Genomic DNA, 25846 nt, shown 5'->3' on the forward strand with positions numbered 1-25846 from the left:
TTCAGGCGTACGGCACCGGTGCGCCCATCGTGAAGTTGCGGAATTTCCCGGTGGTCAGGCGCCGGCTGCGGTAGACCTCGACGATGCCGCGTGCGGCGAGCCCGCGCGGCTGCGTGTCGGGTTGGCCACTGCGGTGCACGGCGGCCATGTCGAGCAAGGAACGCACCGTATCCACTCCAGCGGGCGCATCCCAGATCGGCCAGGTCCAGTGCGTTTTGCGCGCGCCCTGCGTATGGAAGCCGGTCGTTTCCAGTTGCCGGTGCGTGGGCAGCGTCGGGAGCAAGGGGAGTGCTTCGATGGCCAGGCGGTTGGCGCCCCACATCGAGCCGATCGACTTGCGATCCGGATCCCCGCTCGGGTCGGACCAACGCAAGGCGTAGCGGTTGTCGTCGGAGGGATCCCAGCGAAGGGTCATGTTCTGCACCGGGTCGTCGTAGCGCCAGATGGCGAACAGAGCTTTGTGCAAGTGTTTCGGCTGCACCTGCTCGATGAAGTTGCACATGAACTTGAGAAAATGCTGGTGTCCGGCGCCGCTCATCGTGCGCAGTGCGGTATCCGGGACTTTGCCATCCTTGTCGACGGGATACTCGCCGGCGAAGGCCACGGCGAAATCCGAACGCAGACGGTCGCCGTCCCAGGCCGCTTGTGCGCAGGCTTGCGCGTAGGGGCGGAAGACGTCGAGCGAGACGGAGGGATTGTCGCCCAGCGCGAAGACCTCGGGAGGAATCGAGGCGGCCAGCTTCGCGGACAGGCGTTCGACCAAGGTGCGTTCGTCGAGCGCGGTGGTCAGGGCTAGGACAGGGCGCCAGGCGTTTTCATGTTTCTTCCAGCGCAAGCGGATGTCGCCCGCATCCAGCGACAGCACGCGCAGGGTACCGATCGCGGCGAGGAAGCCGAGTGGATTCGCGCCGTCGATGCCGTGCAGCGGGATGTCATGCGTCATGGCGGGTCTCCGGTTCTGGTTCGCTGGCCATGTGTTCCTCGAACTCGCTGCGCCGATGATCGGCGAGCATGTGGATGGCCTCGAGGTAGGTCAGCCCCCACCAGCCGTACTTGCGTACCAGTCGCCAGAAGCGGTCGCTGACGCCGCTGTCGATGCGCTCGGTGCCGGTCACTCCGGTGTGACGGTACGAGCGGCCATCGTCGGCCAATGCCAGCTCGCAGCCTTGCGCGTCATCGATGGCGGGCGCGAAGGGGCGGCAACGGCCGTGATGGCTGGCGATCAAATGCCATACGAGGTCGGGATCGTGCGCCTGAGCCTTCACTGCGTCGCTCGATTGCGCGAGCTTCAGCGACAGCAACTCGTGGCGGCCGCCTTCCGGATAGCCTGAGCGGTGGCGGGCGCGATCGCGGGCGTGTCGATCCTGCGCGCCGTTCGATTTCGCGAGCAGGCCATCGAACGTGCTGGCGGCGAAGGTCGGCGCGCCACCGCGCAGCATCGACTGGAAACGCGGGTCGGCCTTGCCGAGGTCGTGCAGGCTCGCCGCGAGCGCGATGTCGTCGATAAGTGCTTTCGGCAACCCGCAGGCCGTCGCGTAGGCGCGCGCGAAGCTGGCAACGCCGTCGAGGTGTTCTTTCAGTGGCACCGCGACGGTAAACGACGAACTGTCGTCCTCGGTGGTGAAGTCGCCGGTGTGGACGGTCTTGCCGGGATCCAGCACGAGCTTGCGCCGGCTTTCGACGATCCAGCCCTTGCCAAGGGCACCTCCGGCGCCGGGATACCTCGTGACGCGGAACGATGGACGTGCCCGCGGTACACGGAGGCAGCGCGCGGCGATGGTGCGCCAGTCACCGTTTGCATCCGCGGCGAAAGGTGCCAGGGTATCGGCCAATGCGTCGAGCACTTCCCCGGCGTCCGGGTCGGTTTCTTCGATATCGGCTTGTCGCTTGAGCAGGTCGGCAAGCCGTTGGCGTGGTGGGCCCTCTACGGCAAGCTGGTCGAGCAACGCTGGGTGCACGCGCATGACGAGTCGCCGCCGCGCCTGCAACATGGCTGACTCGGCCAGGTCGACGTTCGTCGCCTCTGCCTGGGGTGCGTAGCCCAGTGCGTTCCAGCCACCGTGTGTCGTCGGGATAACCAGTGTGTGCCCGGGACGGATTTTTCGGGGCTCGGTGGTGGTGAAACTCAGGTCGCCACGCCAGACGAGCACGTTTTTGTCGGCGGGCGTTCCGTCGTCCGTGGCGTTGTCGTCGGGTAGGTTGACGCCTTCGACGTCGCCCGCGGCCGGACTTTTTTCGCCACGCATCCAGCGTCGGAACTGCACCAGTGGCACGCTCATGCACTCGCCGGCACTGGGAGGGCATAGCGCCACCACATCGGCCCAGGCGTCGGGCTTGTCCGGGTCGAGATCGGCGCGCCAGCACAGCTGCACGTCCGGTGATTCGTCGCGTGTTCCGTGCAGGAACAGCGAAGGCTCCGCCTCATGCTCGGGTTTCGGGCTGGTCTGCACCCACTGGTCGAGATAGGCGGGCTGCATGATCGGTGCGTCGGTCGCATCGACCAGGGTTTGCGCGGGGGCGCCGGCCTCGAGCCGTGGCTTCATCGCCGCGATGCCGAAATCGACCCGGCCTTGTTCGTCGGCCTGCTCGCCGAGCCAGGCCCAGGTGCCGCGCAAGGCGGAACCATAGATCGGGTCGTCGTCCTTCAAGCCGTCTTTCGCGATGGCGACGACACCGGGCGGGTGCGCCAGCGGGTCGGCGCCGGTGGGCTCGCCGAGGCGATACAGCCGCCCAAAGCGCTGGCGCAGCGCGTCCAGGCTGGCGCATTCGGTAACCAGGGCGTCGAAATCGAGATTGGCGCCCACCTCGATGCATTGGGTCGCCACGACGTACACCGGTTTGTCTGGCGACACGGTGGAGCCGCTGCGCAGTACGTCGCCCCATTGCAGCATGCTTGCGTCGCGGTCGAACGGGCGCATGCGGCCGATGAACAGCGCCTTTTGCGACGGCGGCGCGGACAAGCGGTGGAAGACGAGTTGTGCGCTGCGCACGCGATTGACGATGATGCCGATGCGCTTCGCACCGGCCTTGGCCAGGGCTTCCGCCTGGTCGGCCAAGCGGGCGGCAAACGCATCGGTGCCGGTGCGCTCGCCCAGTTCGATCAATGATGCCGGCTTGCGCGCGCGCAGCCGGCGTCCCAGCGTGTCGTCCGCTTCGTCAGCGGCATCCAATCCGAACGACTGCGGTTCGGCATCGTTCGCGCCTGCGGCCCGGGGGGTTGCCGACAGCAACGCGTACGCGAAGGGGGCTGGCGGAGTCGCCGATCCGAACGCCGTCCGATACCGGGCGATCGCTTCCAGCGTCTGCCGGAACGGATTGGAGCAGTGCGCCTCGTCGAGCAGGATCAGCGTGTCGTTGGCGACGAGCCCGGCGTGCAGTGGTTGCAGGTAGTCGCTCACGCCGTAGCCGCGGAACAGCAGGCGCGAGCCGACCTGGTCCACGGTCGAGCAGACCACCGTCGGCTGGCTCGGCGTACGTGCCCAGGCATTGTCGCGATAGGTGCCGCCGCGCAGCTGGAAGCAGGCGAGCGGGTCGGTGTCACCGCTCGGGTCGGCGCCGCGACGCTCGCGCAGGCCGTCGGCGACCTCGCGGAGGATGCCGTCATTCGCCTCGCGAAGGCGCTGGGCGATATGGCTGGCGTGGTCGAAGGCCTCGTCCACGATGATGCGCCGGTCGACCACGAACAGGATGCGTCGCGGCGCCCGCGGTGCGCCGGCCGCCAGCGCATACAGCGCGATGTCGATGCATGAGGTTTTGCCGGTCGCGGTCGGTAGCGACAGCGTGCGCGGCCATTCGCCCAGCATGACCGCGCGGCACAGCCGCTTTTGCCAGGGGAACGCTTGCCGGCCGGGATGCAGCGCCGCGAAGAAAGCCTCGAATCGTTCCGGTGTCAGGCTCATGCCTTGCCCTCCCGATATGGCATGCACAGGCCGTAGCCACGGAAGCGTCCGGCACCGATCAGCACCGGCCCGCGTACGGCCTCCGGGAACTCCAGGTAGACGTGTACCTGCTGGCGCGTGCTGCCGTCCTTGCGACGCAGGGCGGGCACCGTGCGGGCATGGGGCACGCCGGCCAGGAAACCGGTGGAGGCGATCAAGATCTTCGTCGGACGTGGTAGCCCGATGTGCATGCAGGCCTGGGCAATCCGTTCCCGCGTCTCGTCGCCGAAACGGCCATGCTTGCCATGCCGATCGAGCGCGACCGGCGTGACGCTGGCCCACACGGTGGCGCCGGCGGCCTCGCCGCACCAGCGTTCTGCGCGAAATGCCTGGCGCTCCGATTCGCCGAGGTCGAAGACGACATCGATGTCGAAGTCGCGTCCGCGATAGATCCGCAGCGGTTTCGGGTTGCCGTCGCCATCCAGCTCGAACAGCGGCGACAGGCAGCGGCCCACCTCGTGGTCCGGTACGTCGCGCGGGATGGCAAGCGCGACGCCCATTACGTGGCCTTGCGCATGCGGGTTGGCGACATTCGCGATGGGCAGTACGGCGAGGTGCGGTTGCGTCGTCGGCGTACCGTCGGGACGATGGCCGCACAGCCATTCCGGCGGCGGCTGAACCGGGCTGCGCGACATGACGGTCTGGCGCCATGCATCCATCAGTAGCGGCATGGTGTCGAGCCACAGGCGCCTGTCGGCGGCATCGGTGCGGCCCTTCAGTGGCTTGCCGGCGTTCTCAATGGAGGGCCGGCGTGGCACCTGCCGGAATATCAGTAGGCGATCGCTGAAGATCGTATGCGGGGCGGCCGGTTGTTCCGGAGCGACGATGGCATACGTGATGGAGGTCGCCAGCGGCGGCCGGCGCGACGCGGGCGCGTTTTTGCCAAAACGCGCCTCCCGCTCCTCACGCAGTTTCTTCCGGACCGCTCCCTTGGCGCTGGCCATGGCACTTTCGAGCGCGATCCATGCCAGGCGCTCGCTTTCGTTGTAGGCCTGTTCGAGCTGAACCAGCCGGCCCGCTTCCGCGACGCGCAGGGGCAATCCCGGGCCGCTTGCGGGGCGTATCGTTGGTTCCGGCGGCTCCGGTTCGACCCAGCCCTGTACCAGCGAGGCCGAATGCCCGAGGGAGGTCAACTTGGCGCACAACGCGGCCAGGGCGGCGTGGATGCCCGAGTCGGGTTCGGCGTCCGGCCAGATGAAATGCACAGTGTCGTCTTGCGGCACGACGACCGGGAATTGCCGCGCCTGGCGCAGCCGTCGTTCCGGCAACAGCAGCAACCCTTCGGCGACCTGCTTGGCGGTGGCGTTCTCCGCGGAGCGTGGCGGGGCAACGTCGTTGACCGGCACGTAATGCGTGACGATGGCGCGGCGTGAAACGCCCGTGTCCATGCTTGCGTGCAGTTCAGGGGCGGCTTGTTGCTCTAGCCACAGCAACGCCGCGTGCTCGGCGGGATCGCGATCGGTCTCGAAGTGGGCGGCGGCAAGGGCCATGAACAAGCGATCCGGATGCGGCGGCCATTCGGCCGTCGACTTGTCCGATCCATCCGCCGCTGCCGCCATCGACCAACCGTTCAGGTAACGGATGCCGATGGCGATCATCAGTCTTCTCCCGCTTCAGCCGTGGCGACCGCCAGATCCTGGCTCTTGCGCACCAGCGCGGCGAGCTGCGGTGAGGGCACCAGTTCGAGTGGCTCGTCCAGCCACGGCAGGCCGGCGGCCTTGGCCGCCTCGACGGCCTCGCGGTACAGCGTGATCGCGTCGGCGCGATCGAGTACATAGGACGCCGGCTCCTCGCCCGGCGCGTCGAGCAGCTCCCAGCGGGTGGCTTCCACCGGTACCAGGTGGCAGCGTGAACGCAGGTCGCTGCCGGCGGCTTGCGCCAGCGTGGCGCCGCACAGGGCAAGCGCCGCCAACGCCGTCTGCGCGGCACGGTCGCGCGCGGGATCGCGCTGGCCGTCGACCGGGAAACGCAGGCGGCGCAGCGCGGGTAGCGACAGCGTGCTCGTGCGCAGCGCATAGGCGATCGTGAAGCCGCCGTCGCTGACGGACGGTGTCACGTTCCCGTGGTTGACCTCGGACGGTTTGCCGTCCTTCCCCGCCTTGACGGGCTTGCCCTTCTCCTTGGCGGCCTCGTTCTCGTCAAGCGTCCAACCGCCGCCGGCCCGCAGGTATACCGGGCCGGCACCGAGGCGCACCTCGGCGGGGTCGATGCGGCTCGCGGTCTTCTTGCCGGGCACGGCGTCGATACCGACCACTTCGGAGACGTAGGCGCGCGCGAATTTCGCGCCGAGGCCGCCGCGCGGGCCGGTGGAATCCCACAGTCCATACACGAGCGCGGTCGGGCACAGCTCGAACAAGGCCGTCGCGTTGCGCAGATCGACGTGGTCGATCTTGCTGCCGTGCACCGATTTGCGGAACTCCACGCCGTCCGAAAGGCTGTCGCGCAGCAACGCATCGGCGATGCGATGCGGCGCCTCCAGGCTGGTTACACGCAGGTCGCGGCGCAAACCCTGCCCCGCGAAATCGACTGCGATCACCGGCAGCGGAATCTCCTTGTCGTCCCATGCGTCGAGCAGCGCAAGCTCGACATGGTTCGCTTCCGACTGCACCGAATTCAGCACCACGCACGGCACCGGTGCTTCGTGATCGGGTAGGCGACGTTCCTCGGTGGCGTACTTGCCACCTTCGTAGGTGGCGGGAAACACCGGACTGCCTTCGCCGCCAGCTGGCTGCAACTTCTGGCGGCAACGGAAGGCGGCGGCTGAGCCGGCGACGGCGTTGCGAATGAGTTCGAGTGTGAGCTTGTCGTCCATTTCCTTCCCCTGTTGTATGTGTCCGGTAGTGGTAGCTAGGTTTGCACAGTGTCGTCTCAAAAGTTGAGAGGTGCTCTTGGGCCGGGGCGCGATTGAGTTGCGGAGTCTGGCCTGATATTCGAACAGTAGTCGGTAGGCGGCTGCTGCGGGTCAATGAAGCGCTGCGACGGAAAGCTTCGAGCTGGGCCCGAGTACCCAACCCTGCGCCCATCAACTGCACTTCGTCGAATACCCACCGGCAATCGTTGTGCAGCAGGGCGAAGTGGATCGGCCACTGGTAAAACGGCTCATGCCGTAGCCGCGCATCAGTGCGCGCGACAGCAGCATGTCCTGGGTGCCGATCAGGATCATGTCTTCTTCGGGAAATTCAGCCCAGGTTTTCAGGTCGTCCGCGCCGCCCATCAGCACGTGTACCGAGACCTTGCCGTCGCCGGCGTTGCCCAAAATGCCGAGCACTGACAGCATGTGGCGGATACTTTCCTCAGTGCGCTCCACCAGGACGCGCATGGGTAGGCACCAGACGAGACGGCGGGGAGTATCCGCGTCCACTTCGCCGAACTGGCCCCGTTGTCGCCAACCGCGCTTGTAAAGCCAAGCTACGTTGATGGCAGCGGTCTTGCCGAGGCCGGTTGGTACGTTCAGTGCGTCGGGCCAAGCTCTGGAAGCGAGCCGCACCTGGTAAGGGTAGGGCTGGCTGCCATCCAATGCGGTTGCGAACAACGACTCTACGGTACTCATTTTCCCGTTTTCCTTGGGAACAACTGAAGGGGTCCACTTGCGCCACCGCGCAGTGACTGGCCCGAGGTGTGCGAGATGTATTGCCTGGGTTTCCCGTCTCCTGGTGAAGATGGACTTTGCTCCCCCCTGATCTCAGAAGCTGAGATCGTGTCTTGCTGCACGGAGGTGTCAGTGCGCAATCGCGATGGAATGCGCGCGCGTGAACCATGGGCGAAAAGTACCCATGTGCTTATGCAAGTTCCCCCCTTTGGACGCGCTCTCAACACTCTGTGCTTCAACACAGGTGCAGCAAGAGCCGGGTCACGGCGATTCGGGCGAGCCATCGCTCGCGGCGCGTAGTAGTGGAACGGCACCTGCCCCGATTTCTTTAAGCCGGGCAACGCGCCATGGATGGCGTGACGACAAGTGATGGTGATCGTGCGTATCCGCGCCGTGGTTCAGTGCGCTCGGGCGCGGAGACAGATACGGGCGTCTACTGGCACGGCGAAGGGCCGAGTCTTACGGAGCCGCGCATTGAGGAGTGGAAGTGATGCGTATCATGCAACTTCCGTGGTGGCGCACGGTTTTCGGGGTGGATCGTCAGAAGATGTCGTAGGCGTGCTGCTGGCCTTTTTGTTCGGCGGCGCGCTTGCGCAGGGCCTCGACGTCCTCGACCTTGAAGATCTCCTGCATGCTGTTGGGATCGTCGGGCGTGGTCGGCAGCCCGCTTTCCTTGTTGATCAGCAGGGTGGAGATTCCTGGCGGCATCGGCAGGGTCGACGAGGGCTGGCCCTTGAGCGCGGGGCCCATGTATTCCATCCAGATCGGCAAGGCGGCCTTTGCGCCAAATTCGCCGCGGCCGAGCGAGCTGTAGTTGTCGAAGCCAACCCATACCGCGGTCGACAGGTCGGCATTGAAGCCCACGAACCAGGCGTCGCGGTGGTCATTGGTGGACCCGGTCTTGCCCGCCAGATCGTCGCGGCCCAGCGCGCGCGCGGCGGCACCGGTGCCGCGCAGCACCACATCCTTCATCAGCGACGTGATCAGGTAATCGTTGCGGACATCGATGACGTGCGGTGCCAGCACCGGTGGGTGTTCACCGCCAGCATGCACGTCGGCCGGAAGCACCGCGCCGCCGGTGACATCGGCACTGCGCGCGGTGGCTGGCGTGCTGCCGGCGGCTGCCGGATTGCCAGCGGCGGGGCTGGCCGCAGTTGAAGGCGGCCCCGGCGGCGCGGTGTCGAGCAGGCGCTCCTTGCACTCGCGGCAGGCGCGGGCCGGGTTCGCCACATACAGTGGCTGGCCATTGCGGTCGTCGACCCGCCGGATGAAATATGGCGTGACCAGGTAGCCGCCGTTGGCAAACACCGCATAGCCGCGTGCCATGTCCATCGGGGTCACCGAGGCGGTGCCCAGGGCCATGGTCAGGTTGGCCGGGATGGAATCCAGCGGGAAGCCGAAGCGTGTCATGTATTCGCGCGCGTAGCCCACCCCGATCGCGTCGAGCAGGCGCACGGAAACCAGGTTCAATGAGCGGATCAGCGCTTCGCGCAGCCGCGTCGGCCCGCCGAACTTGCTGTCGTCGTTGGCGGGAGTCCAGATGCCGTCCGGACTCGACGGGTCGGGGAGTGCCAGCGGCGCATCATTGACGATGGAGGCCGGGGTGAAGCCGCGCTCGAACGCCGCCGAGTACAGGTAGGGCTTGAAGCTCGAGCCGGGCTGGCGGGCGGCCATGGTCGCCCGGTTGAACTTGCTGCGTTCAAAGTTGTAGCCGCCCACCAGGGACTCGATGGCACCGTCCTCGGGGTCGAGCGCTACCAGCGCGCCCTGGACCGCCGGGATTTGCGCGAGTCGCCACGCCCCGTCCTTGCCAGGTTCGACGCGGATGATGTCGCCGCGATGCAGGACCTTGTTGACCGCGGTCGGCGTCGCGCCCACTGAGCTCTCGCTCTTGTATGGCCGCGCCCAGGCGACTGAGGCGAGGTTGAGCTCGATGCTCTTCCCGTCAGCCTGGTAGACCGTGGCCTGTCCGGCGTCGCTGGCGGTCACCAGGCCAGCCTGCAAGCCGGATGTTGGCGGATACTTCCGCAGCGCGGCCATATAGTCGCCGGTCGTTGCCTGTGCCGGGAGTTCGACGTGCGCTTCGGGCCCGCGCCAGCCGTGCCGGCGGTCGTAGGCGGCCAGGCCGTTGCGCAGTGCCGCCACCGCAGCGTTTTGCCGCGCACTCTGCACGGTGGTGTGCACCACATAGCCCTCGGTCAGCGCGGCATTGCCGAAACGGTCAAGCACCTGCTGGCGCACCATTTCCGCCAAATAGGGCGCGTCGACCTCGATTGGCGGCTCGTGCGGGTAGGCGTCGTTCGGCTCGGCAATGGATGCCTGGTACACCGCCTGGTCGATATAGCCGTTACGCAGCATCTCGCCCAGCACCCAGTTGCGCCGTTCGATGGCGCGCTTCGGGTTGTTGATCGGGTTGACTGCAGACGGCAGCTGGAAGCTGGCGGCGATCAAGGCGCATTCGGCGACAGTGAGCTGGTTGACCGTCTTGCCGTAGTAATACTCCGCGGCCGCGCCGACGCCGTAGGAACGATGACCCAGGAACATCTTGTTTAGATACAACTCCAGGATCTGGTCCTTGTCCAATTCATGTTCCATGCGCAAGGCGATGAATATCTCGGTGATCTTGCGCGAATACAGTTTTTCCGGGCTGAGAAAGAAATTTCGCGCGACCTGCTGGGTAATGGTCGAGCCGCCCTGGCCCTTGCCGCCGCCAGTGACGAGCACGTGCCAGCCGGCGCGCACAATGCCGCGCCAGTCCACGCCTGGATGGTGGTAGAAATCGGCGTCCTCGGCGGACAGCACGGCCTCCTTAAGTCGGCGCGGTACCTGGTCGATAGAGACAGGAATGCGGCGTGCCTCGCCGAAGGTGGCGATGAGCTTGCCGTCGGCGCTGAGCACCCGCAGTGGTACCTGCAGGTGGATGTCCTTGAGCGTGGCGACGTCTGGCAGCCGTGGTGCGATCAGCCAATACGCCACACCCACGCCGATGCAGGCGAGAAGGAAACCAGATAGCGCAAGGATGGAGGCCCAACGCAGGAAACGCTTGAAAATTGGCATAGGTAGGGAAACGCGGACACTCAATCCTGGCCCGACAGAGTATAAGGGACCGGGTTGTTCCGGGCAGGTCGACGGCTGGCCGGAGCCGATTGGGTGGCGGTGTCATGGAATGTGTCAGGCGTCACGTGTTTACCTGAGAAAGTTTTCGTAGGCCGTTGCTATCGCGTTAAATGTTCGATTTAATGGCAGCGCGCATCCGACCAGAGATGCTGGATTCGGGCACATGCGGGGCAGGGGGAAGGTGCCGTGGGACTTTTTACGCCGAAGAAGCCGGACTTGATCGGTGTCGACATCAGTTCGACGGCGGTCAAGTTGCTTGAGCTTAGCGGGTCGGGCGGACGTTACCGGGTTGAACATTACGCGGTGGAACCATTGCCGCCGAATGCCGTGGTCGAAAAGAACATTGTGGAGGTCGAGGCGGTTGGCGATGCGATTCGCCGCGCCCTGGCGCGCTCGGGGTCGAAGCTCAAGCACGCCGCGGCGGCCGTGGCCGGCTCGGCGGTCATCACCCGTGTGATCCCGATGTCCAACGAGTTGTCCGAGGACGATCTCGAGGGACAGATCCAGGTCGAGGCCAACCAGTACATCCCGTATCCGATCGACGAAGTCAGCATGGATTACGAGGTGGTCGGCCCGGTGCGCGACAGCGCCGACATGAACAATGTGTTGTTGGCCGCGTCGCGTACCGAGAACGTCGACATGCGCGTGGCCGCGCTGGAACTGGGCGGCCTCACCGCCAGCGTGATCGACGTCGAAGCGTTCGCGCTGGAGAACGCCTTTGCGATCATGGCCGACCAACTGAAGGTAGGCCGCGATGGCCTGGTGGCGGTGGTCGACGTCGGTGCCACGATGACCACGCTCTCGGTGTTGCGCAACCAGCGCACCATCTATTCGCGCGAGCAGCTGTTCGGCGGCAAGCAACTGACCGACGAGATCATGCGCCGCTTTGGCCTCTCCTATGAGGAGGCGGGGCGCGCCAAGCGCAAGGGCGGCTTGCCGGAGAGCTACGAGAGCGAAGCGCTGGAGCCGTTCAAGGAGTCCCTCGTCCAGCAGATCGGACGCCTGTTGCAGTTCTTCTTTGCCGGCAGCGAGTACAGCAAGGTCGACCAGGTCGTGCTGGCCGGCGGCTGCGCGGCCATCGAGGGCCTCGGGCCGCTGCTGCAGGAACAGCTCGGGGTGCCGTGCATCGTGGCCAACCCGCTTGCCCGCATGTCGTTGTCGCCGCGGGTGCAGCCCCAGGTACTGGCCCAGGACGCCCCGGCGTTGATGATTGCGGTCGGCCTCGCGCTGAGGAGCTTCGACTGATGGCCCACGTCAACCTACTTCCCTGGCGTGCCGAGCGACGCAAACAGCGCGAGCGCGAGTTCTACCTGCAGTTGGTCAGCGCGCTGGTGGCTGGCGTAGGTGCGTTGCTGCTGTGGACGTTCTGGATGAGCCAGCGCATCGACAACCAGAACGAGCGCAACGCATACCTGCAGACCGAGATCAAGCAGCTCGACGTGCGCATCGCCAAGATCAAGGACCTGGACCGCGTCCGTGATCATCTGCTGGCACGCAAGCAGATCATCGAACAACTGCAGGCCGATCGTTCGCAGATGGTGCATTTGTTCGACGAGCTGGTAAAAACCATGCCCACGAGCGTGCGGCTGACTGCAATGCAGCAGAACGGCCAGGCCATGAAGCTTGATGGCGTGGCCCAGTCCAATGCCAGCGTGGCCGCCTACATGCGCAACATCGAGCGTTCGCCGTGGATGGGCCATGCGGACCTGCGCAAGACCGAGAACAGCCACGACGGGACGCGGATGCCCTACCGGTTTGGGCTCAACGTCAGCCTGAGCCGTCCAAAGACCGAGAACGTCCAGGCGGCCGATGGCTCACCGGCAGCCGCCTCGACGGCCTTGGGTGCGCCAGCGGCGCCGGCGTCGGCGGCACCCACGATGGCACCTGCGCCAGCCAAGGCAGGGAGCGCGCCATGAGCCTGTTCACCGAACTACGCAACCTGGATCGCAACAACGTTGGCGGCTGGAGTCCAGCCGTCAAGATGTTCTTCACCGCCTTGGTGTTTCTCGCCGTCCTGCTGATTGGCTGGTACGTCTTCATCCGCGGCCAGCAGGACGAACTGGCGTCCCTGGCCCAGCAGGAAGTGCAGCTCAAGGCCGACTTCGCCACCAAGCAGGCCAAGTCGGCGAACCTGGAAGCACTGCAGCAACAGCTGACCGAGATGCAGGACATGCTGCGCCAGCTCTTGCGCCAGCTGCCGAGCAAGACCGAAATGCCCGAACTGCTGGTCGACATTTCGCAGACGGCGTTGTCGGCGGGTCTGGTGACTGATCTGTTCCAGCCGGGACCGGAGACGGTACGCGACTTTTACGCCGAGAAGCCGATCCAGCTGCGCATGGCTGGCACCTATCATCAGTTTGGCACCTTCATCAGTGGCGTCGCCTCGCTGCCGCGCGTGGTCATCCTCACGCTGCATGACGTGTCGTTGACACCCGAGCGCAACGCCGGCACGAGCGGGCGATTGGTGCTGCAGGGCACGGTACGGACGTACCGCTACCTGGATGACGAGGAAAGTGCCGCCCAGGCCAAGAAACAAGGTGCCGGCGGCTCGGCGGGGAGGCGCAAATGACCAGGCGTTCTGCCAACATGCTCGGCCGGGCCGGGTTTTGGGCGGCACTGCTGGCAACCACGTTGCTGATGACCGGGTGCACCCGGGGCATGTCCGATCTGCGGCAATGGGTTGCCCAGCAAAAGGCGCGCAAGGGTGCGCCGATCCAACCGTTGCCGGTGATCAAGACGTTCGAGACGTTCGTCTACGCCGACCAGGACATGCGCGATCCATTCAGCCCCGGCACAGCTGAGCTGGACGATGTGGCACGCGCCACCAGCGGCCCGCGCCCGGATGCCAATCGTGTCAAGGAGCCGCTGGAGATGTTCGCGCTGGACACCTTGAAGATGGTGGGCACCGTGGGTACCGGCCCCGGCTTGCAGGTCCTGATCAAGGACCCGACGGGCGTGATCCATCGGGTGCGTGCGGGCGATTACATGGGCCAGAACTACGGACGCATTACGACCGTGACCGATGATCAGGTGGATCTGGTCGAAATGGTGTCCAACGGGAATGGTGGTTGGATGGAACGTCCTGCCAGCATTGGGCTCGGCGAGAAATAGGAAAAGACAGGGGCTGCTGCGATGACCAACCAAATCCGCTATGTGCCAGGCCGTGGCATGCATCGTTTGCTCCGCTGCGCGTGGCTGGCGTTGCTGCTCGTCGGCACGGGCTGGGCCAGCCTGGCTGCGGCGGCGACTTCGACGCTGACCAAGATCACCTATGACACGTTGCCTGGCGGCCGTATTGCGGTGCACATGGACTTCGGCAATGGCCCGGTGCCGCAACCGCGCATCTTCACCACCAACAATCCGCCGCGCATCGCGGTCGATTTTCCCGACACCAGCAATGAGGCATCGCGGCACCTGGAAATCGGCAAGGGCTCCACTTCCGGCGTCTCCGCGGTGGCGGCCGGTGGCCGCACGCGCGTCGTGGTCGAGCTGATGCGTGAGTCGACCTACCGTTCACATGTCGAGGGCAAGCAGCTGGTGCTGGTGGTCAACAACGGCACCACTGGGGAATCGGTGACCACGGCATCCACGATCGATCCAAGCAAGGCCTTGCCCTCGGCGGCAACCGGGCCGGCAATCGCCAATATCGATTTTCGCCGCGGCGCCGACGGCCAGGGCCAGGTGCTGATCGACTTCAGCGGCTCCGGGGCAAACGCGGACATGAGCCGCGACGGCGAGAAGGTGATCGTCAACATCACCCACGCGAACCTGCCCAAGCGACTTGAGCAGCGCCTGGATACGCTGGACTTCGCCACGCCCGTGCAGTCGATCGTGACCAAGCCGGGGATTGGCGGCGGCGCGCGCATGGAGATTGCGGTGAAGGGGCCGGTGGATACCTCGGCCTACCAGACTGCAAACCGGTACGTCGTCGAAGTGGCGCCGAAGAAGGCCGACGTCAGCCCGGCGGCCTTGGCCGCGGCCGGCAAGCCCCCCGTCTACGACGGCAAGCGGGTCACCTTCAACTTCCAGGACATCCCGGTGCGCTCGGCGCTGCAGCTCGTGGCCGACATCTCCGGGCTCAACCTGGTGGCGGCGGACACCGTCGGTGGCAGCGTCACCCTGCGTTTGGTCAACGTGCCCTGGGACCAGGCCTTGGATGTGATCCTGCGGGCCAAGGGGCTGGACAAGCGGCGTGACGGCAACGTGATCTGGATCGCGCCGCAGGCCGAACTGGCGAAGTACGAGCAGAACGTGGCCGAAGCCAAACTGAAGGCGCAGGACACCGCCGAGCTGGTCAGCGCGTACATTCCGATCAGTTACGGCAAGGCGGCGGATATTGCCAAGCTGCTCACTACCGGCAGCATGCAAGGTGGTGGCGGCGTCGGTGTCGCCGGCGGTGGCATGCAGCGTGGCTTCCTCTCGCCGCGCGGCAGTGCCTCGTTCGACAACCGCACCAACACCCTGCTGCTGAACGACACGCCGCAGAAGATTGCCGACGTGCGCAAGCTGATCGAGGTGCTTGACCGGCCTGTGCAGCAGGTCCTGATCGAGTCGCGGATCGTGGTGGCCACCGACGACTTCACCCGCAACCTTGGCGTGCGGTGGGGCGTACAGGCGAACCACACCACGGCCAGCGGCAACGTCGTCAGCACCAGCCCGACCGGCACGAACGCCGCGGGCCTGGCGATCAACCGGAACAACGTCAATTCGCAATATGCCTATGACGTCGCCAACTTCAACCGCAACGGCGGCACAGGCCCACTGCCGCGTCCGGGTGCGATCACGTATCAGACTGCCGGGACCGGCGGCTTCAACGTCAACCTGCCGGTGACCGGCACCACGGCGGGCCAGTTGGGCCTGGCGATCCTGGGCAAGAACTACCTGGTCGACCTCGAGTTGTCGGCCGCCCAGACCGAAGGTCGCGGCGAGGTCATTTCCAGTCCGCGCGTGATCACCGCCAACCAGCAGGAGGCGGTGATCCGCCAGGGCCAGGAGATCGGCTACGTCACGTTCCAGAACTCGGGCGGGCAGGGTGCCGGCAGCGGCACGGCGACCGTGCAGTTCAAGGATGCGGTATTGGAGCTGAAGGTGACGCCGACGATCACCGCCGACAATCGCGTGTACCTCGCGATCAACGTCAAGAAGGACGCGCTGGACGGCTACGTGGATGCCCCGGGCAGTGGCAAGATCCCGACCATCAACACGCGTGAGATCAACACCTCGGTGTTGGTCGACAACGGACAGACGGTGGTGCTTGGCGGCATCTATGAAATCAACAAGAACAACTCCACCACGAAGGTGCCGGGCCTGGGTGACATCCCGGGCATTGGGGCGTTGTTCCGTTCCACCTCGCGCACCAACAGCAAGGCGGAGTTGCTTATCTTCGTGACGCCACGGATCCTGAGCGACTCGGTGCATTGAGTCCGGTCGTCGCTGCATTGCGCTGAACGGGAAGGCGGCTGCGGCCGCCTTCCTGTTCATGGGCAGGTCCTCACGCGCGCAGCCGACGGCGGCCATGGTGTTGTTAAACTTCCGGGGACTGTTATGGTCTGTCCCTCATCGCCGTGCGGCCGCGGATCATCCGCGGCTTGGCGAGCGTCATTATCGCGAGGAAGCGCCTGCCCATGGATATGCCCGAAGAGCCTGTGTCGACCGAGTTGCAGCGGCGCTTTACGACGCTTCGGGAGGACCTTGAGACCTGCGTCATCGGCCAGCCACGGCTCATCAACTGCCTGCTGGTCGCCTTGCTGGCGGACGGTCACCTGCTGGTCGAGGGCGCACCCGGCCTGGCCAAGACCACGGCGGTCAAGGCGCTCGCCGCGCGGATCGATGCCGACTTCCATCGCGTGCAGTTCACCCCGGACCTGTTGCCTGCCGACCTCACCGGCACCGACGTGTTCCGCCCGCAGGCCGGCAGCTTCGAGTTCGAGCGTGGGCCGCTGTTCCACAACATCGTGCTGGCCGACGAGATCAACCGGGCGCCGGCCAAGGTGCAGTCGGCCTTGCTCGAGGCGATGGGCGAGCAGCAGATCACCGTGGGGCGCAGTACCTGGCCCTTGCCGAAACTGTTCATGGTCATGGCCACGCAAAACCCGATCGAGCACGAGGGCACGTTCCCGCTGCCCGAGGCCCAGTTGGACCGATTCCTGCTGCATGTGACGATCGCCTACCCTGACGCGGCGGCGGAACTGGCAATCCTGCGCCTCGCGCGGCAACAGGCCGGCGCCCAGGCCGAGCAGCGTTCCGCGCCGTCCGCACTGCTCAGCCAGGATCAGGTGTTTGCCGCGCGCGCCGCGGTCATGGCCGTCCATATGGCTCCGGCGCTGGAGGAGTACCTGACCCAACTGGTCCTGGCCACGCGCGATGCCGGGCGCTACGGACTCGAGCTCAAGCGTTGGATCGCCTGGGGCGGCAGCCCGCGCGCCACGATTGCACTGGATCGCTGCGCCCGCGCGCACGCCTGGCTGGCCGGTCGCAATTACGTCTTGCCTGAGGACGTGCACGGCATCGCCCACGAGGCGCTGCGCCACCGCGTGCTGCTGAGCTATGAAGCCGAGGCCGAAGGCGTGCATGCCGACCAGGTGATTACCCGCCTGCTGGATCTCGTGCCCTTGCCGTGACTGCGTTGGCCCATGACCCCATGGTCGATGTCGACCGCACTGCGGTCTCGCTGCCGGCCCTGATTGCCCTGCGCGAATGCGCGGGACGCGGGCGCGTCGCAACGCAGGTCACCCGCACCACACAGGGTGGACAGCATGTCACGCGCCTGTTTGGGCGCGGCATGGACTACGCGGAATCGCGCGTCTACCAGGCCGGTGACGACGTTCGGCGACTCGATTGGCGGCTTACCGCGCGCAGCGGCAAGCTGCATACCAAGTTGTTCCAGGAGGACCGCGAGAGCAGCACGCTGCTTGTGCTGGATACGCACGCAAGCATGCGTTTCGGCTCCCGTGGGCGGTTCAAGTCGGTGCAGGCGGCACGCGTCGTTGCGGCACTGGCCTGGCAATTGACCCAAGCGGGTGACCGGATTGGCGTCGTCGGCTTTGGCGCCGGTCCGGGCCAGGTATTGCGGCCGACGGCCGGCCTGCGTGGCGCGCTGGCTGTCTGCGGTGCCTTGGCCCGATGGGATGGCGTGACTCCCGCGGGCCAGGGTGAGGCCTTGTCTGCGGCGCTGCGGCGTTTGCGGCGCTCACTGCAACTGGCCAGTCGCGTGATCCTGATCAGCGACGGCTTCAGTTTCGATGCGGCGGCGCAAGGGCCGCTACGTGAGCTGGCGCGGCGCGGTGGGCTCGGCTTCGTGCTGGTCGCCGATGCGATGGAACTGAATCCGGTGCGTGCCGGCAATTACCCATTGGAAAACCATGGCCACCGCGGTCTGGTGAGCCTGCGTTCGTCAGCTCAACAACACTCCTTGCTGCGGATGCTCGGCGCCGGCGCGGTACGGCTACGCAATGCCGCCACGGCCTTGGGTTGCCCTTGCGTGGAAGTCGATGGCGCAGCCGACGCCTGCGCAGCCGCTACGCGTACGCTCCACCCGGTGCGGAGGCCGCGTTCATGATGTGGCAAGCGACGGGGCAACTCCAGGCAAATCCCGCGGGCGCGCCCGAGCTGCGTGACATCCATGTACCAGCCGATCCGTCGTGGTGGCCACCGGCTCCCGGCTGGTGGCTGCTGGCCGTGTTGCTGCTGGCCATGTTGTTCGCGGTCGCTTTGGTATGGCGTTACGCGCGACGCCGCCTGCGGGCGCGGCGGCTGGTATGGCGGGAGCTGGAAGCCTGTCGCCTGCGGCACGCCCGGGATGCCGACGACGTGCGCCTAGCCACTGGCTTGCATGAACTGCTGCGGCGGGTGGCGCGCCTGCATGACCCGGCCGCCGTGCGCCAGCAGGGAGCGGCCTGGCGGGCAACCCTGCAACGGGTGCCCGTGGCCCCGGGCGTGTTGCAGCAGTTGTTGGCGCTGGAGCAGGCCATGTACCGGGATGACGTGGCATTTGACTCGGCACAGGCGCTTGCGGCGGTACATGCCTGGCTCGCTCTTGCCGTGCGGCCACGCCACTGGAAGCCTGCGGTGGCCACCGATGCCTGAGTTCGCCTGGCCGTGGTTGGCACTGCTCCTGCCCTTGCCGTGGCTGCTGCGGCGGTGGCTGCCGGTGGCCACGCCGGGTGCTGCGCTGCGCCTGCCGCAGCCTGGCTTGCACATCGGTCAATTGGTGGCTACCGGCAGCGATCGGTTGGTTGCCTCGCTCCTGGTCCTGGCCTGGCTGTGCCTGGTCGCCGCGGCCATGCGCCCGCAATGGGTGGGGCCGCCGCAGGCGCTGCAGCACAGCGGCCGTGCGGTCATGCTGGCCGTCGACCTGTCCGGGAGCATGCAGACGCCGGACATGGTGCTGGGCGGCCAGCAGGTCAACCGCTTCGAGGCTGTCGAGGCGATTGCTGGCGATTTCATCAGCCGGCGCGGCGGCGACGAGGTGGGCCTCATCCTCTTCGGCAGCCAGGCCTTCCTGGTGACGCCGCTGACCTACGACCTCTCCGCGGTACGCGCCCAGTTGCAGGGGGCAGTCGTCGGCCTGGCCGGTACCGAAACCGCCATTGGCGACGCGATTGCCGTGGCAGTCAAGCGGCTCTCCGCCTTGCCGCAGCAGGCGCGCGTCCTGGTGCTGCTCACCGATGGGGTGAACAACGCCGGGCACATCACTCCACGTGAGGCAGGGCGGGCAGCCAAGGCCGCTGGCGTGCGCGTCTACACCATTGGCATCGGCGCCACGCGCATGCGCGTCCCGGACTTTTTCGGCAGCCAGCTGGTCAACCCGTCCGCCGACCTGGACGCGGCCATGTTGACCACGCTGGCGACCGAGACCGGTGGCCGCTTCTTCCGCGCCACCGACAGTGGCGAGTTGGCCGATGCCTACCGCACGATCAATGCCCTGGAGCCGATCGCCCAGCAGGGTCCGAGCCTGCGCCCGCGACACGAGTTGTTCCGTTGGCCGCTGCTCGCCGCCATGGTGCTGCTGCTGGCCGCCATGGCCGCGCGTCGTTCGCGCCTGGCGGTGGAGCCGGCAACATGATCGAGGCCTGGCAGCAGTTCCATTTCTTGCGCCCCTGGTGGCTCGCGACCCTGGCCCTGCTGCCGCCGGCCGCCTGGCTGGCGCTGCGCGCGGGCAGCGCTCGGCGGCAGCTGGCGCGCCTGGTCGACGCCGAGCTCCTGCCGCAGGTACTGAGCGATGGGGAACGTCGCCGGCAGTTGGCCGGATGGCTGTTTGTGCTGGGCTGGGCCTTGTGCGCGCTGGCCCTGGCCGGCCCGACCTGGAGCCGGGTCAGCGAACCGCTGTACGCCAACCCCGCTGCACAGGTGGTGGCGATCTCCCTGGCGCAGGACATGCTGTCCCGCGACACCCCGCCGAGCCGGCTCGACCGTGCGCGGCAAAAAGCCCACGCCTTGTTTGAGGGCAACCGCGATGGCCTGAATGCGCTGATCGGCTACGCGGGTGCGGCCTTCGTGGTCGCTCCGCTCACGGCCGATGCGCACAGCCTGAGCGACCTGCTCGACGCCATGGCGCCGGATACCATGCCGGTGTCGGGCAACGATGCCGCCCAGGCGATTGCGCAGGGCGTGCAGCTGATCGAAGAGGCCAAGCTTGGGGGCGGCATGCTGGTGCTGATTACCGACCAGGCCGACGCGGCGGCCGAGGCGGCAGCGCAGGCGGCACGCGCCGCCGGCGTCCAGGTCTCGGTCTTGGGCGCCGGCAGCGCGCAGGGCGGTCCCGTGCCGCTGCCTGGTGGAGACTTTCTGCGCGACGGCGAAGGCCGCCTGACGCTGGCACCGCGGGACGATGCGGCGCTGTCTCGCCTCGCCGCTGCGGGTGGTGGGCGTTACGAGGTGATGACCGCCAACGGCGACGACGTCCGTGCTTTGCAATCTGGCTTGCGTACGGTGCGCGCGAAGGCAAGGACCGACCAGGCCAGCGATGCCTGGCAGGATCAGGGACCCTGGCTGCTGCTGCCGCTGCTGTTGCTGGTGGCCCTGGGCTTTCGCCGCGGCTGGCTGCTGTTCGTGGTACTCGCGACCTTGCCCATGGTACCGGGTCCCGCCATGGCGGCGGGGTGGACGGACTGGTGGCAGCGCCCGGACCAGCAGGCCGCGCAGGCCTTGCGCGATGGGCAGCCCAAGCTGGCGCAGGAACTGGCCCGCGACCCGGCGCTGCGTGGGGCCGCGGCGTACCGCGCCGGCGATTATGCGGCTGCGGCGCAGGCGTTCCGCGGAGCTTCGGGTACCAATGGCGCCTACAACCTGGGCAATACGCTGGCCCGGCAACACCAGTACGACCAGGCCATCGCCGCCTACGATCAGGCGCTCAAGCTCGATCCCGGCAATGCGGATGCGCGCGCCAACCGTCAGGCGCTGGAGGAGTGGCTGCGCAAGCAGCGGCAGCCGTCGCAACAGGGCAAACAGCAATCGTCGGGCAAGCAGGGCGAGCAGAAGTCGGCGCAGGATGGCGAACACCAACAAGCCGGCAGCGGTGAGCAAGGCCAGCAGTCGCCACAGGACCAATCGTCCAGCCAGGACCAGTCAGGCAAGCAGGGTGACCGCCACGCAACCCAGGGCGACCACCCGCCGCAGCCGCAGACGGCGGAGCAGCGCGCCGCGCAGCAGGCACAAACGGCCGAGGCCCAGCGCGGTTTGAAGCAGCAGATGGATCAGGCCTTGGCCGGGCAGTCCGAGCCGGCGCAGCCAGCCGGGCACCAATTGGGTGCGCTGGAGGCGGACGACCCACAGGCCAAGCTGCCGGCAGCCCTGCGCCAGGCCCTGCAACGTGTACCGGACGATCCTGGCGCGCTGCTGCGGCGCAAGTTCGCGCTGGAATATCAGCAGCGCATGGCGGGCGATGGTGGAGGGTCGCAGCCGTGATGCCCCGGCCTTGGCTTGCCGCTGCGTTGTTTGCCCTGTTTGCGCCGCTCTCGGCATGGGCGGCCGGAGTGCAGGCCACGCTGGACCGGAACACCGTGCAGCTCGGCGAAACCGTCACCCTGAACCTGCAAGTGCAGGGCGCCGGCAGCAGCATCGCCATGCCCGACCTGCAAGCGCTGCAACAGGATTTCACCATACTCGGCACTTCGCAAAACCATAGCGTGAGCGTGGTCAATGGCCAGGCGTCGTCGACCATGACCATAGGCGTGGCCTTGAGGCCAAACCATGTCGGTACGCTGACGATTCCCACCTTGAACGTCGGTGGCGGGCATACCGCGCCGCTGCAGCTGACGGTTGATCCAGCCAAGCCGGATGCGGCGGCGCGCGCGCGCGGCGACGTGTTCATGCAGGCGCAGGTCACCCCTGCGCAAGGCTACGTCGGCGAGCAGTTCAGTTACGTGCAGCGCCTGTACTACGCGGTCAACATCAGCAGCGGCACGCTGGACCCACCCGGCGTGGACGGCATGGACGTGCGCCAGCTGGGCAACGACCTCAATTACCAGGCGCAACGCGGCGGCCGTGATTACCACGTGCTGGAACGCCGCTATGCGCTAACGCCGCAGCGGGCGGGTCGGGTCGAGATACCGGCCACTGGTTTCCGCGGCGATTCGGCCGACCCGATGGACCCGAACAGTTTTTTTGGCTCCGCCACGCCACTCTCGGCCAGCGCACCAGCGCTGTCCATCGAGGTGCAGGCACCCCCAGCGTCCTGGGGCAGCGCTGACTGGTTGCCGGCGCGCGACCTGAGCCTGGCCATGGATGGTTGGCCGGACGCGCAGCATCCGGTGCGCGTGGGGCAGGTGGTGAACCTCACCCTGACCATGCGCGCCACCGGCTTGCCGGCCGAGGTGCTGCCCACCTTGAGTATGCCGGCCATCACCGGGGCAACGGTCTACCCAGGCAAGGCGGAGCAAAAGACGCAACCGGAAGGGCAATGGCTGCGTGGTCAGCGCGAGCGGACGTTTGCGCTGGTGCCCAGCCAGGGCGGTACGTTGACCGTACCGGCGATCACCGTGCAGTGGTGGAATGTGCTCACCGGTCGCGTGGAAGTCGCGCAGGTTGCCGCGCACCGCCTGACGGTGCTGCCCGCACTTGGCAGCAGCGGCGTAGCGCCGCCAGCCGCGGCGGCCTCCACCCCGGCATCGACTGCGGCTGCGCACGGGGTAGCCGGTCGGGAATCGGGGACGGCAAGCAGGTTCTGGGCGTGGCCTTGGATCGCCGCGGGAGCGTTGGGGTTGCTGCTGGTGGGCGCGGCGGCATGGTGGTGGCGGCGACTTCGCCGGGGTGGCTCCGCGCCCGGGCCAACACCAGTTGGGCCGGCGACCGCAGAACGCGCCTCGGCGCGGCAAGGCCGCTTGCGCTTCCTGGCGGCGGCGCGCGGCAGCGATGCGGTCTTGCAGGCGCACAGCCTGCTGGCCTGGGCGCGGGCGGAACGGCCGGCCGTCCGCAGCCTGGGCGATGTGTTGGACCTGTTGGATGACGCTGCGCAACGCGAGGCCGTGGCCGGCCTGCAGCGGCAGGTCTATGCCGGGCAACCGGCTGCGCCTGGCGGCGTGGACCTCGCGCGGTTGTTCAAGCGTGGCTTTGCCTGGAAGGCTGCGGCGGGTGACGAACGGCGCGACGGTCTGGCGCCGCTGTACCCGTTCAAGCTGCACTGAGCGCGCCACCGCTGCACCGGGCGCGGTGCCCAGGGAGCCCAGGCAAGTATCCCGCGGGCCTGTCCCGGGCACCGCGCCCGGGGGCGGCGCCCGGGCGTCGTCGCACCATCCAAGGAAAGTGTGATCTGGCGACGTCATTCCCGCGAAAGCGCTTCACAACAGCGAAGCTGGGCAAGCGGGGATCCGCCGCACTACCTACCTCGTCATTCCCGCGCAAGCGCACTGCTGTCCGGAATAAATTCGTGCCGCGACACCGAAGATGTGGCGACGCAAGGCTGGACGGCTGTCACGCGCAACCTGGACTCAAAAAAGGTAGTCACCCCGTTGTCTTACCCAGACCCTCGAACCTCCATCGTCATCCCCGCGAAAGCGGGGATCCAGTGCTTTTAGGTGTCTGCAAAGGCCAAAGCACTGGATTCCCGCTTTCGCGGGAATGACGCCAGGTAGGGTTTCGGCGTCCTGGCACAATACCGTAGATGAAGCAAAGGCGGTTCCGAAAACGTTCCGGACAGCAGTGCGCGCAAGCGGGAATCCAGGCTCTTGCCCCGGAATCCGGCGAGGTCCAGGGAGCGAAAAGCATTGGATGACCAGACTTCGTCTGTTGAAAAACACCTCCCGCTTTTGCGGGAATGAGGATCAAGAGCAGATTGTTCAGGCGTTCTCCAAGGCGGCCTGGAAGGCCCGGTGGATGGTGGCGTTGAAGCTGCATAGCACGACCTCCGCCGGCCTGTCCGCCAAGGCCGCGCGCAATGCCGCCACGGCGACGGCCGCGGCCAGCGGTGCGGGATAGCCATAGACCCCGCAACTGATGGCGGGGAAGGCAATCGAGTGCAACTGCTGCTCCTCGAGCAGCTGCATGGCCCGGGTGTAGCAACTGGCGAGGAGCTGCGCCTCATGCCGCATGCCGCCATGCCATATGGGTCCCACGGCATGGATCACGTAGGGCGCAGGCAAGTCGAAGCCTGGAGTGAGCTTGGCATCGCCGCTCGCGCAGCGCACGCCCGGCGTGATTTCCGGCAAGGCCCGGCAGGCCTGCAGCAGGCGCGCGCCGGCAGCACGATGGATGGCGCCATCGACGCCGCCACCGCCCAAAAGACTCGGGTTCGCCGCGTTGACGATGGCGTCGACCGCGAGTGTGGTGATGTCGGCCTGGATCAGGGTGATGGACATGGCGGACTGCACTTGCCAGAGGGCTTAGGGGCGTTGCGGACCAAAGCGTGACCGGCGCCGCCGGCACTTGATATCCTGTTAGGATGGCCATTTTAGGCCGCCAGACCCCAGCGCGCAGGGTGATGCCTGTGCCAGGTGGCGACCATCCTGGTTGGACACTTTTGGTGGAGTTGCGGTCAACGCAACCTTCACCAACGCGTTGTGTCTGATTCAGGCAGTTTGCCAGCAGTGGCCTGCGGCCGGAAGCGCGACTGGCCGCAGGTTCAGGGACACTTGGGATCAATCTGTATGGTGTGGAAGAAAATCGCCATGTTGGCGGCTGGCGTCGTGGTAGTCGCTGTGTCGCTGCATTTCGTGGGCGGCGGCAAGGCGGGCCGGCAAGCGGCGCCGCAGCGGATCGGGGCGCCGGTACCGGTGGAGGTGGTTGCCGCAAGCAAGGGCGACCTCGAGTTGTCGCTGAAGGTGGTGGGCCGGGTCGAGGCCTGGTCGACCGTGACCGTGCGTGCACGGACGTCCGGCCAGTTGCAGTCATTGGCGTTCCAGCCCGGCGCCCAGGTGCGCAAGGGCGACTTGTTGGCGCAGATCGACCCGCACTTGCTGCAGGCCAAGTTGGACCAGGCGCGGGCCAGCGTGGCGCGCGACCGCGCGCTGCTGCAGAAGGCCAAGGCGGACCAGCAGCGCTATGCCGACATGCTCGGCAAGGGCTTCGTCTCCAAGTCCGATTACGATCTCTATTCGGCGAACCTGGCGGTGGCCGAGGCGACGCTGCAAAGCGACCAGGCCGCGCAGGAACTGGCGCAGACCCAGGTCGACTACACGCGCATCGTGGCGCCGTTCGATGGCATCACTGGCGCTCCCCTCGTGTACCCGGGCGCGCAGATTACCGACAGCGCCACCGACATCGTGGTGCTGAACCAGATCGAGCCGGTGCGGGTGGCGTTCAACATCCCCGAAGACAGCTTGCCGGCGGTACGCACGGCCGGGAAATCGGGGCCGCTCAACGTCCAGGTGACCGTCGCCGGCGACCGGGAAGAGCCGCTCTCGGGCAAGCTCGACTTCATCGACAACGCCGTTGACGTCGCCACCGGCACGATCGTGTTGAAGGCGCAATTCGACAACGCCGCGCATCGGCTCACACCGGGCCAGTTCGTCCAGGTGCAGTTGCCGACCACGCGCTTGACCGATGTGGTGAGCGTGCCAGTGCACGCCTTGCAAAGCTCGACCGATGGCAGCTTCGTTTTCGTGGTGGGCGCGGATGGCAAGGTGCAGCAGCGTCCGGTGACGCTGGGCCCCACCGCGCAAGGCCGGGCCGTGATCGACAAGGGCTTGCGGGACGGAGAGCAGGTGGTGACCGAAGGCCAGATGATGCTGGTCGACGGCAGTCCGGTCCAGATCACGCAAGGGTGACG

General features: G+C 66.8%; 19 protein-coding genes. 12 read left to right on the plus strand and 7 right to left on the minus strand.

The window, feature by feature from the left end; all coding sequences use genetic code 11:
• Nucleotide 1 precedes the first annotated feature (1 nt).
• The 6 genes from AC3WJB_RS09985 to AC3WJB_RS10010 form a co-directional block, all read right to left on the minus strand.
• The gene (locus AC3WJB_RS09985; protein WP_492681119.1) at nt 2-943 is read right to left on the minus strand and encodes a type I-G CRISPR-associated protein, Cas3-extension family; all 942 of its coding nucleotides are present in this window, start codon (nt 941-943) and stop codon (nt 2-4) included.
• Entirely contained in the window at nt 933-3899 is a 2967-nt protein-coding gene (gene cas3g / locus AC3WJB_RS09990) for a type I-G CRISPR-associated helicase/endonuclease Cas3g (RefSeq protein WP_492681121.1), read from the minus strand. The genes AC3WJB_RS09985 and cas3g overlap by 11 nt, the downstream gene beginning before the upstream one ends.
• Nucleotides 3896-5536 carry a type I-G CRISPR-associated protein Csb2 gene (csb2, locus tag AC3WJB_RS09995; protein ID WP_492681123.1) on the minus strand — a complete coding sequence of 547 codons (1641 nt, stop codon included), beginning with the start codon at nt 5534-5536 and terminating at the stop codon, nt 3896-3898. The genes cas3g and csb2 overlap by 4 nt, the downstream gene beginning before the upstream one ends.
• On the minus strand, nt 5536-6750 hold the full coding sequence (cas7g, locus tag AC3WJB_RS10000) for a type I-G CRISPR-associated RAMP protein Csb1/Cas7g (protein ID WP_492681125.1): 1215 nt from the start codon (nt 6748-6750) through the stop codon (nt 5536-5538). Before cas7g ends, csb2 begins: the two co-directional genes overlap by 1 nt.
• A gap of 210 nt (nt 6751-6960) precedes the next feature.
• Nucleotides 6961-7470 carry a DEAD/DEAH box helicase gene (locus AC3WJB_RS10005; RefSeq protein WP_492681127.1) on the minus strand — a complete coding sequence of 170 codons (510 nt, stop codon included), beginning with the start codon at nt 7468-7470 and terminating at the stop codon, nt 6961-6963.
• 597 nt (nt 7471-8067) lie between these two features.
• Nucleotides 8068-10584 (minus strand): penicillin-binding protein 1A, encoded by a 2517-nt coding sequence (locus tag AC3WJB_RS10010; protein WP_492681129.1) that lies wholly within the window; start codon nt 10582-10584, stop codon nt 8068-8070.
• Nucleotides 10585-10830: 246 nt separating this feature from the next.
• On the opposite strand from AC3WJB_RS10010, the gene AC3WJB_RS10015 reads away from it, so the two are divergent.
• The 11 genes from AC3WJB_RS10015 to AC3WJB_RS10065 all read left to right on the plus strand — a co-directional run bounded on the left by AC3WJB_RS10015 (nt 10831) and on the right by AC3WJB_RS10065 (nt 23267).
• Entirely contained in the window at nt 10831-11889 is a 1059-nt protein-coding gene (locus AC3WJB_RS10015) for a pilus assembly protein PilM (protein WP_492681131.1), read from the plus strand.
• Nucleotides 11889-12560: a PilN domain-containing protein gene (locus AC3WJB_RS10020; RefSeq protein ID WP_492681133.1), complete on the plus strand. Its 672-nt coding sequence runs from the start codon at nt 11889-11891 to the stop codon at nt 12558-12560. The genes AC3WJB_RS10015 and AC3WJB_RS10020 overlap by 1 nt, the downstream gene beginning before the upstream one ends.
• Nucleotides 12557-13213, plus strand: coding sequence for a type IV pilus inner membrane component PilO (locus AC3WJB_RS10025; protein ID WP_492681135.1), 657 nt, complete (start codon nt 12557-12559; stop codon nt 13211-13213). The genes AC3WJB_RS10020 and AC3WJB_RS10025 overlap by 4 nt, the downstream gene beginning before the upstream one ends.
• 17 nt (nt 13214-13230) lie before the next feature.
• Nucleotides 13231-13755: a pilus assembly protein PilP gene (locus AC3WJB_RS10030; protein ID WP_492683160.1), complete on the plus strand. Its 525-nt coding sequence runs from the start codon at nt 13231-13233 to the stop codon at nt 13753-13755.
• Nucleotides 13756-13812: 57 nt separating this feature from the next.
• Nucleotides 13813-16065 carry a type IV pilus secretin PilQ gene (locus tag AC3WJB_RS10035; RefSeq protein ID WP_492681137.1) on the plus strand — a complete coding sequence of 751 codons (2253 nt, stop codon included), beginning with the start codon at nt 13813-13815 and terminating at the stop codon, nt 16063-16065.
• A gap of 203 nt (nt 16066-16268) precedes the next feature.
• Nucleotides 16269-17264 (plus strand): AAA family ATPase, encoded by a 996-nt coding sequence (locus AC3WJB_RS10040; RefSeq protein ID WP_492681139.1) that lies wholly within the window; start codon nt 16269-16271, stop codon nt 17262-17264.
• Nucleotides 17261-18202, plus strand: a complete 942-nt coding sequence (locus AC3WJB_RS10045) for a DUF58 domain-containing protein (RefSeq protein ID WP_492681141.1) — start codon at nt 17261-17263, stop codon at nt 18200-18202. Before AC3WJB_RS10040 ends, AC3WJB_RS10045 begins: the two co-directional genes overlap by 4 nt.
• Complete coding sequence (locus AC3WJB_RS10050; protein WP_492681143.1) at nt 18199-18729, plus strand: DUF4381 domain-containing protein; 531 nt, start codon at nt 18199-18201, stop codon at nt 18727-18729. The genes AC3WJB_RS10045 and AC3WJB_RS10050 overlap by 4 nt, the downstream gene beginning before the upstream one ends.
• On the plus strand, nt 18722-19708 hold the full coding sequence (locus tag AC3WJB_RS10055) for a VWA domain-containing protein (protein ID WP_492681145.1): 987 nt from the start codon (nt 18722-18724) through the stop codon (nt 19706-19708). The genes AC3WJB_RS10050 and AC3WJB_RS10055 overlap by 8 nt, the downstream gene beginning before the upstream one ends.
• Nucleotides 19705-21549 (plus strand): tetratricopeptide repeat protein, encoded by a 1845-nt coding sequence (locus AC3WJB_RS10060; RefSeq protein WP_492681147.1) that lies wholly within the window; start codon nt 19705-19707, stop codon nt 21547-21549. The genes AC3WJB_RS10055 and AC3WJB_RS10060 overlap by 4 nt, the downstream gene beginning before the upstream one ends.
• Nucleotides 21549-23267, plus strand: a complete 1719-nt coding sequence (locus tag AC3WJB_RS10065) for a BatD family protein (RefSeq protein WP_492681149.1) — start codon at nt 21549-21551, stop codon at nt 23265-23267. The genes AC3WJB_RS10060 and AC3WJB_RS10065 overlap by 1 nt, the downstream gene beginning before the upstream one ends.
• A gap of 651 nt (nt 23268-23918) precedes the next feature.
• Here the strand turns inward: AC3WJB_RS10065 and AC3WJB_RS10070 are convergent.
• Entirely contained in the window at nt 23919-24437 is a 519-nt protein-coding gene (locus tag AC3WJB_RS10070) for an O-acetyl-ADP-ribose deacetylase (RefSeq protein ID WP_492681151.1), read from the minus strand.
• A 288-nt stretch (nt 24438-24725) separates the two neighbouring features.
• On the opposite strand from AC3WJB_RS10070, the gene AC3WJB_RS10075 reads away from it, so the two are divergent.
• Entirely contained in the window at nt 24726-25844 is a 1119-nt protein-coding gene (locus tag AC3WJB_RS10075) for an efflux RND transporter periplasmic adaptor subunit (RefSeq protein ID WP_492681153.1), read from the plus strand.
• Nucleotides 25845-25846: the final 2 nt, after the last annotated feature.

The organism is Rhodanobacter sp. FW510-R10 (assembly GCF_058781105.1).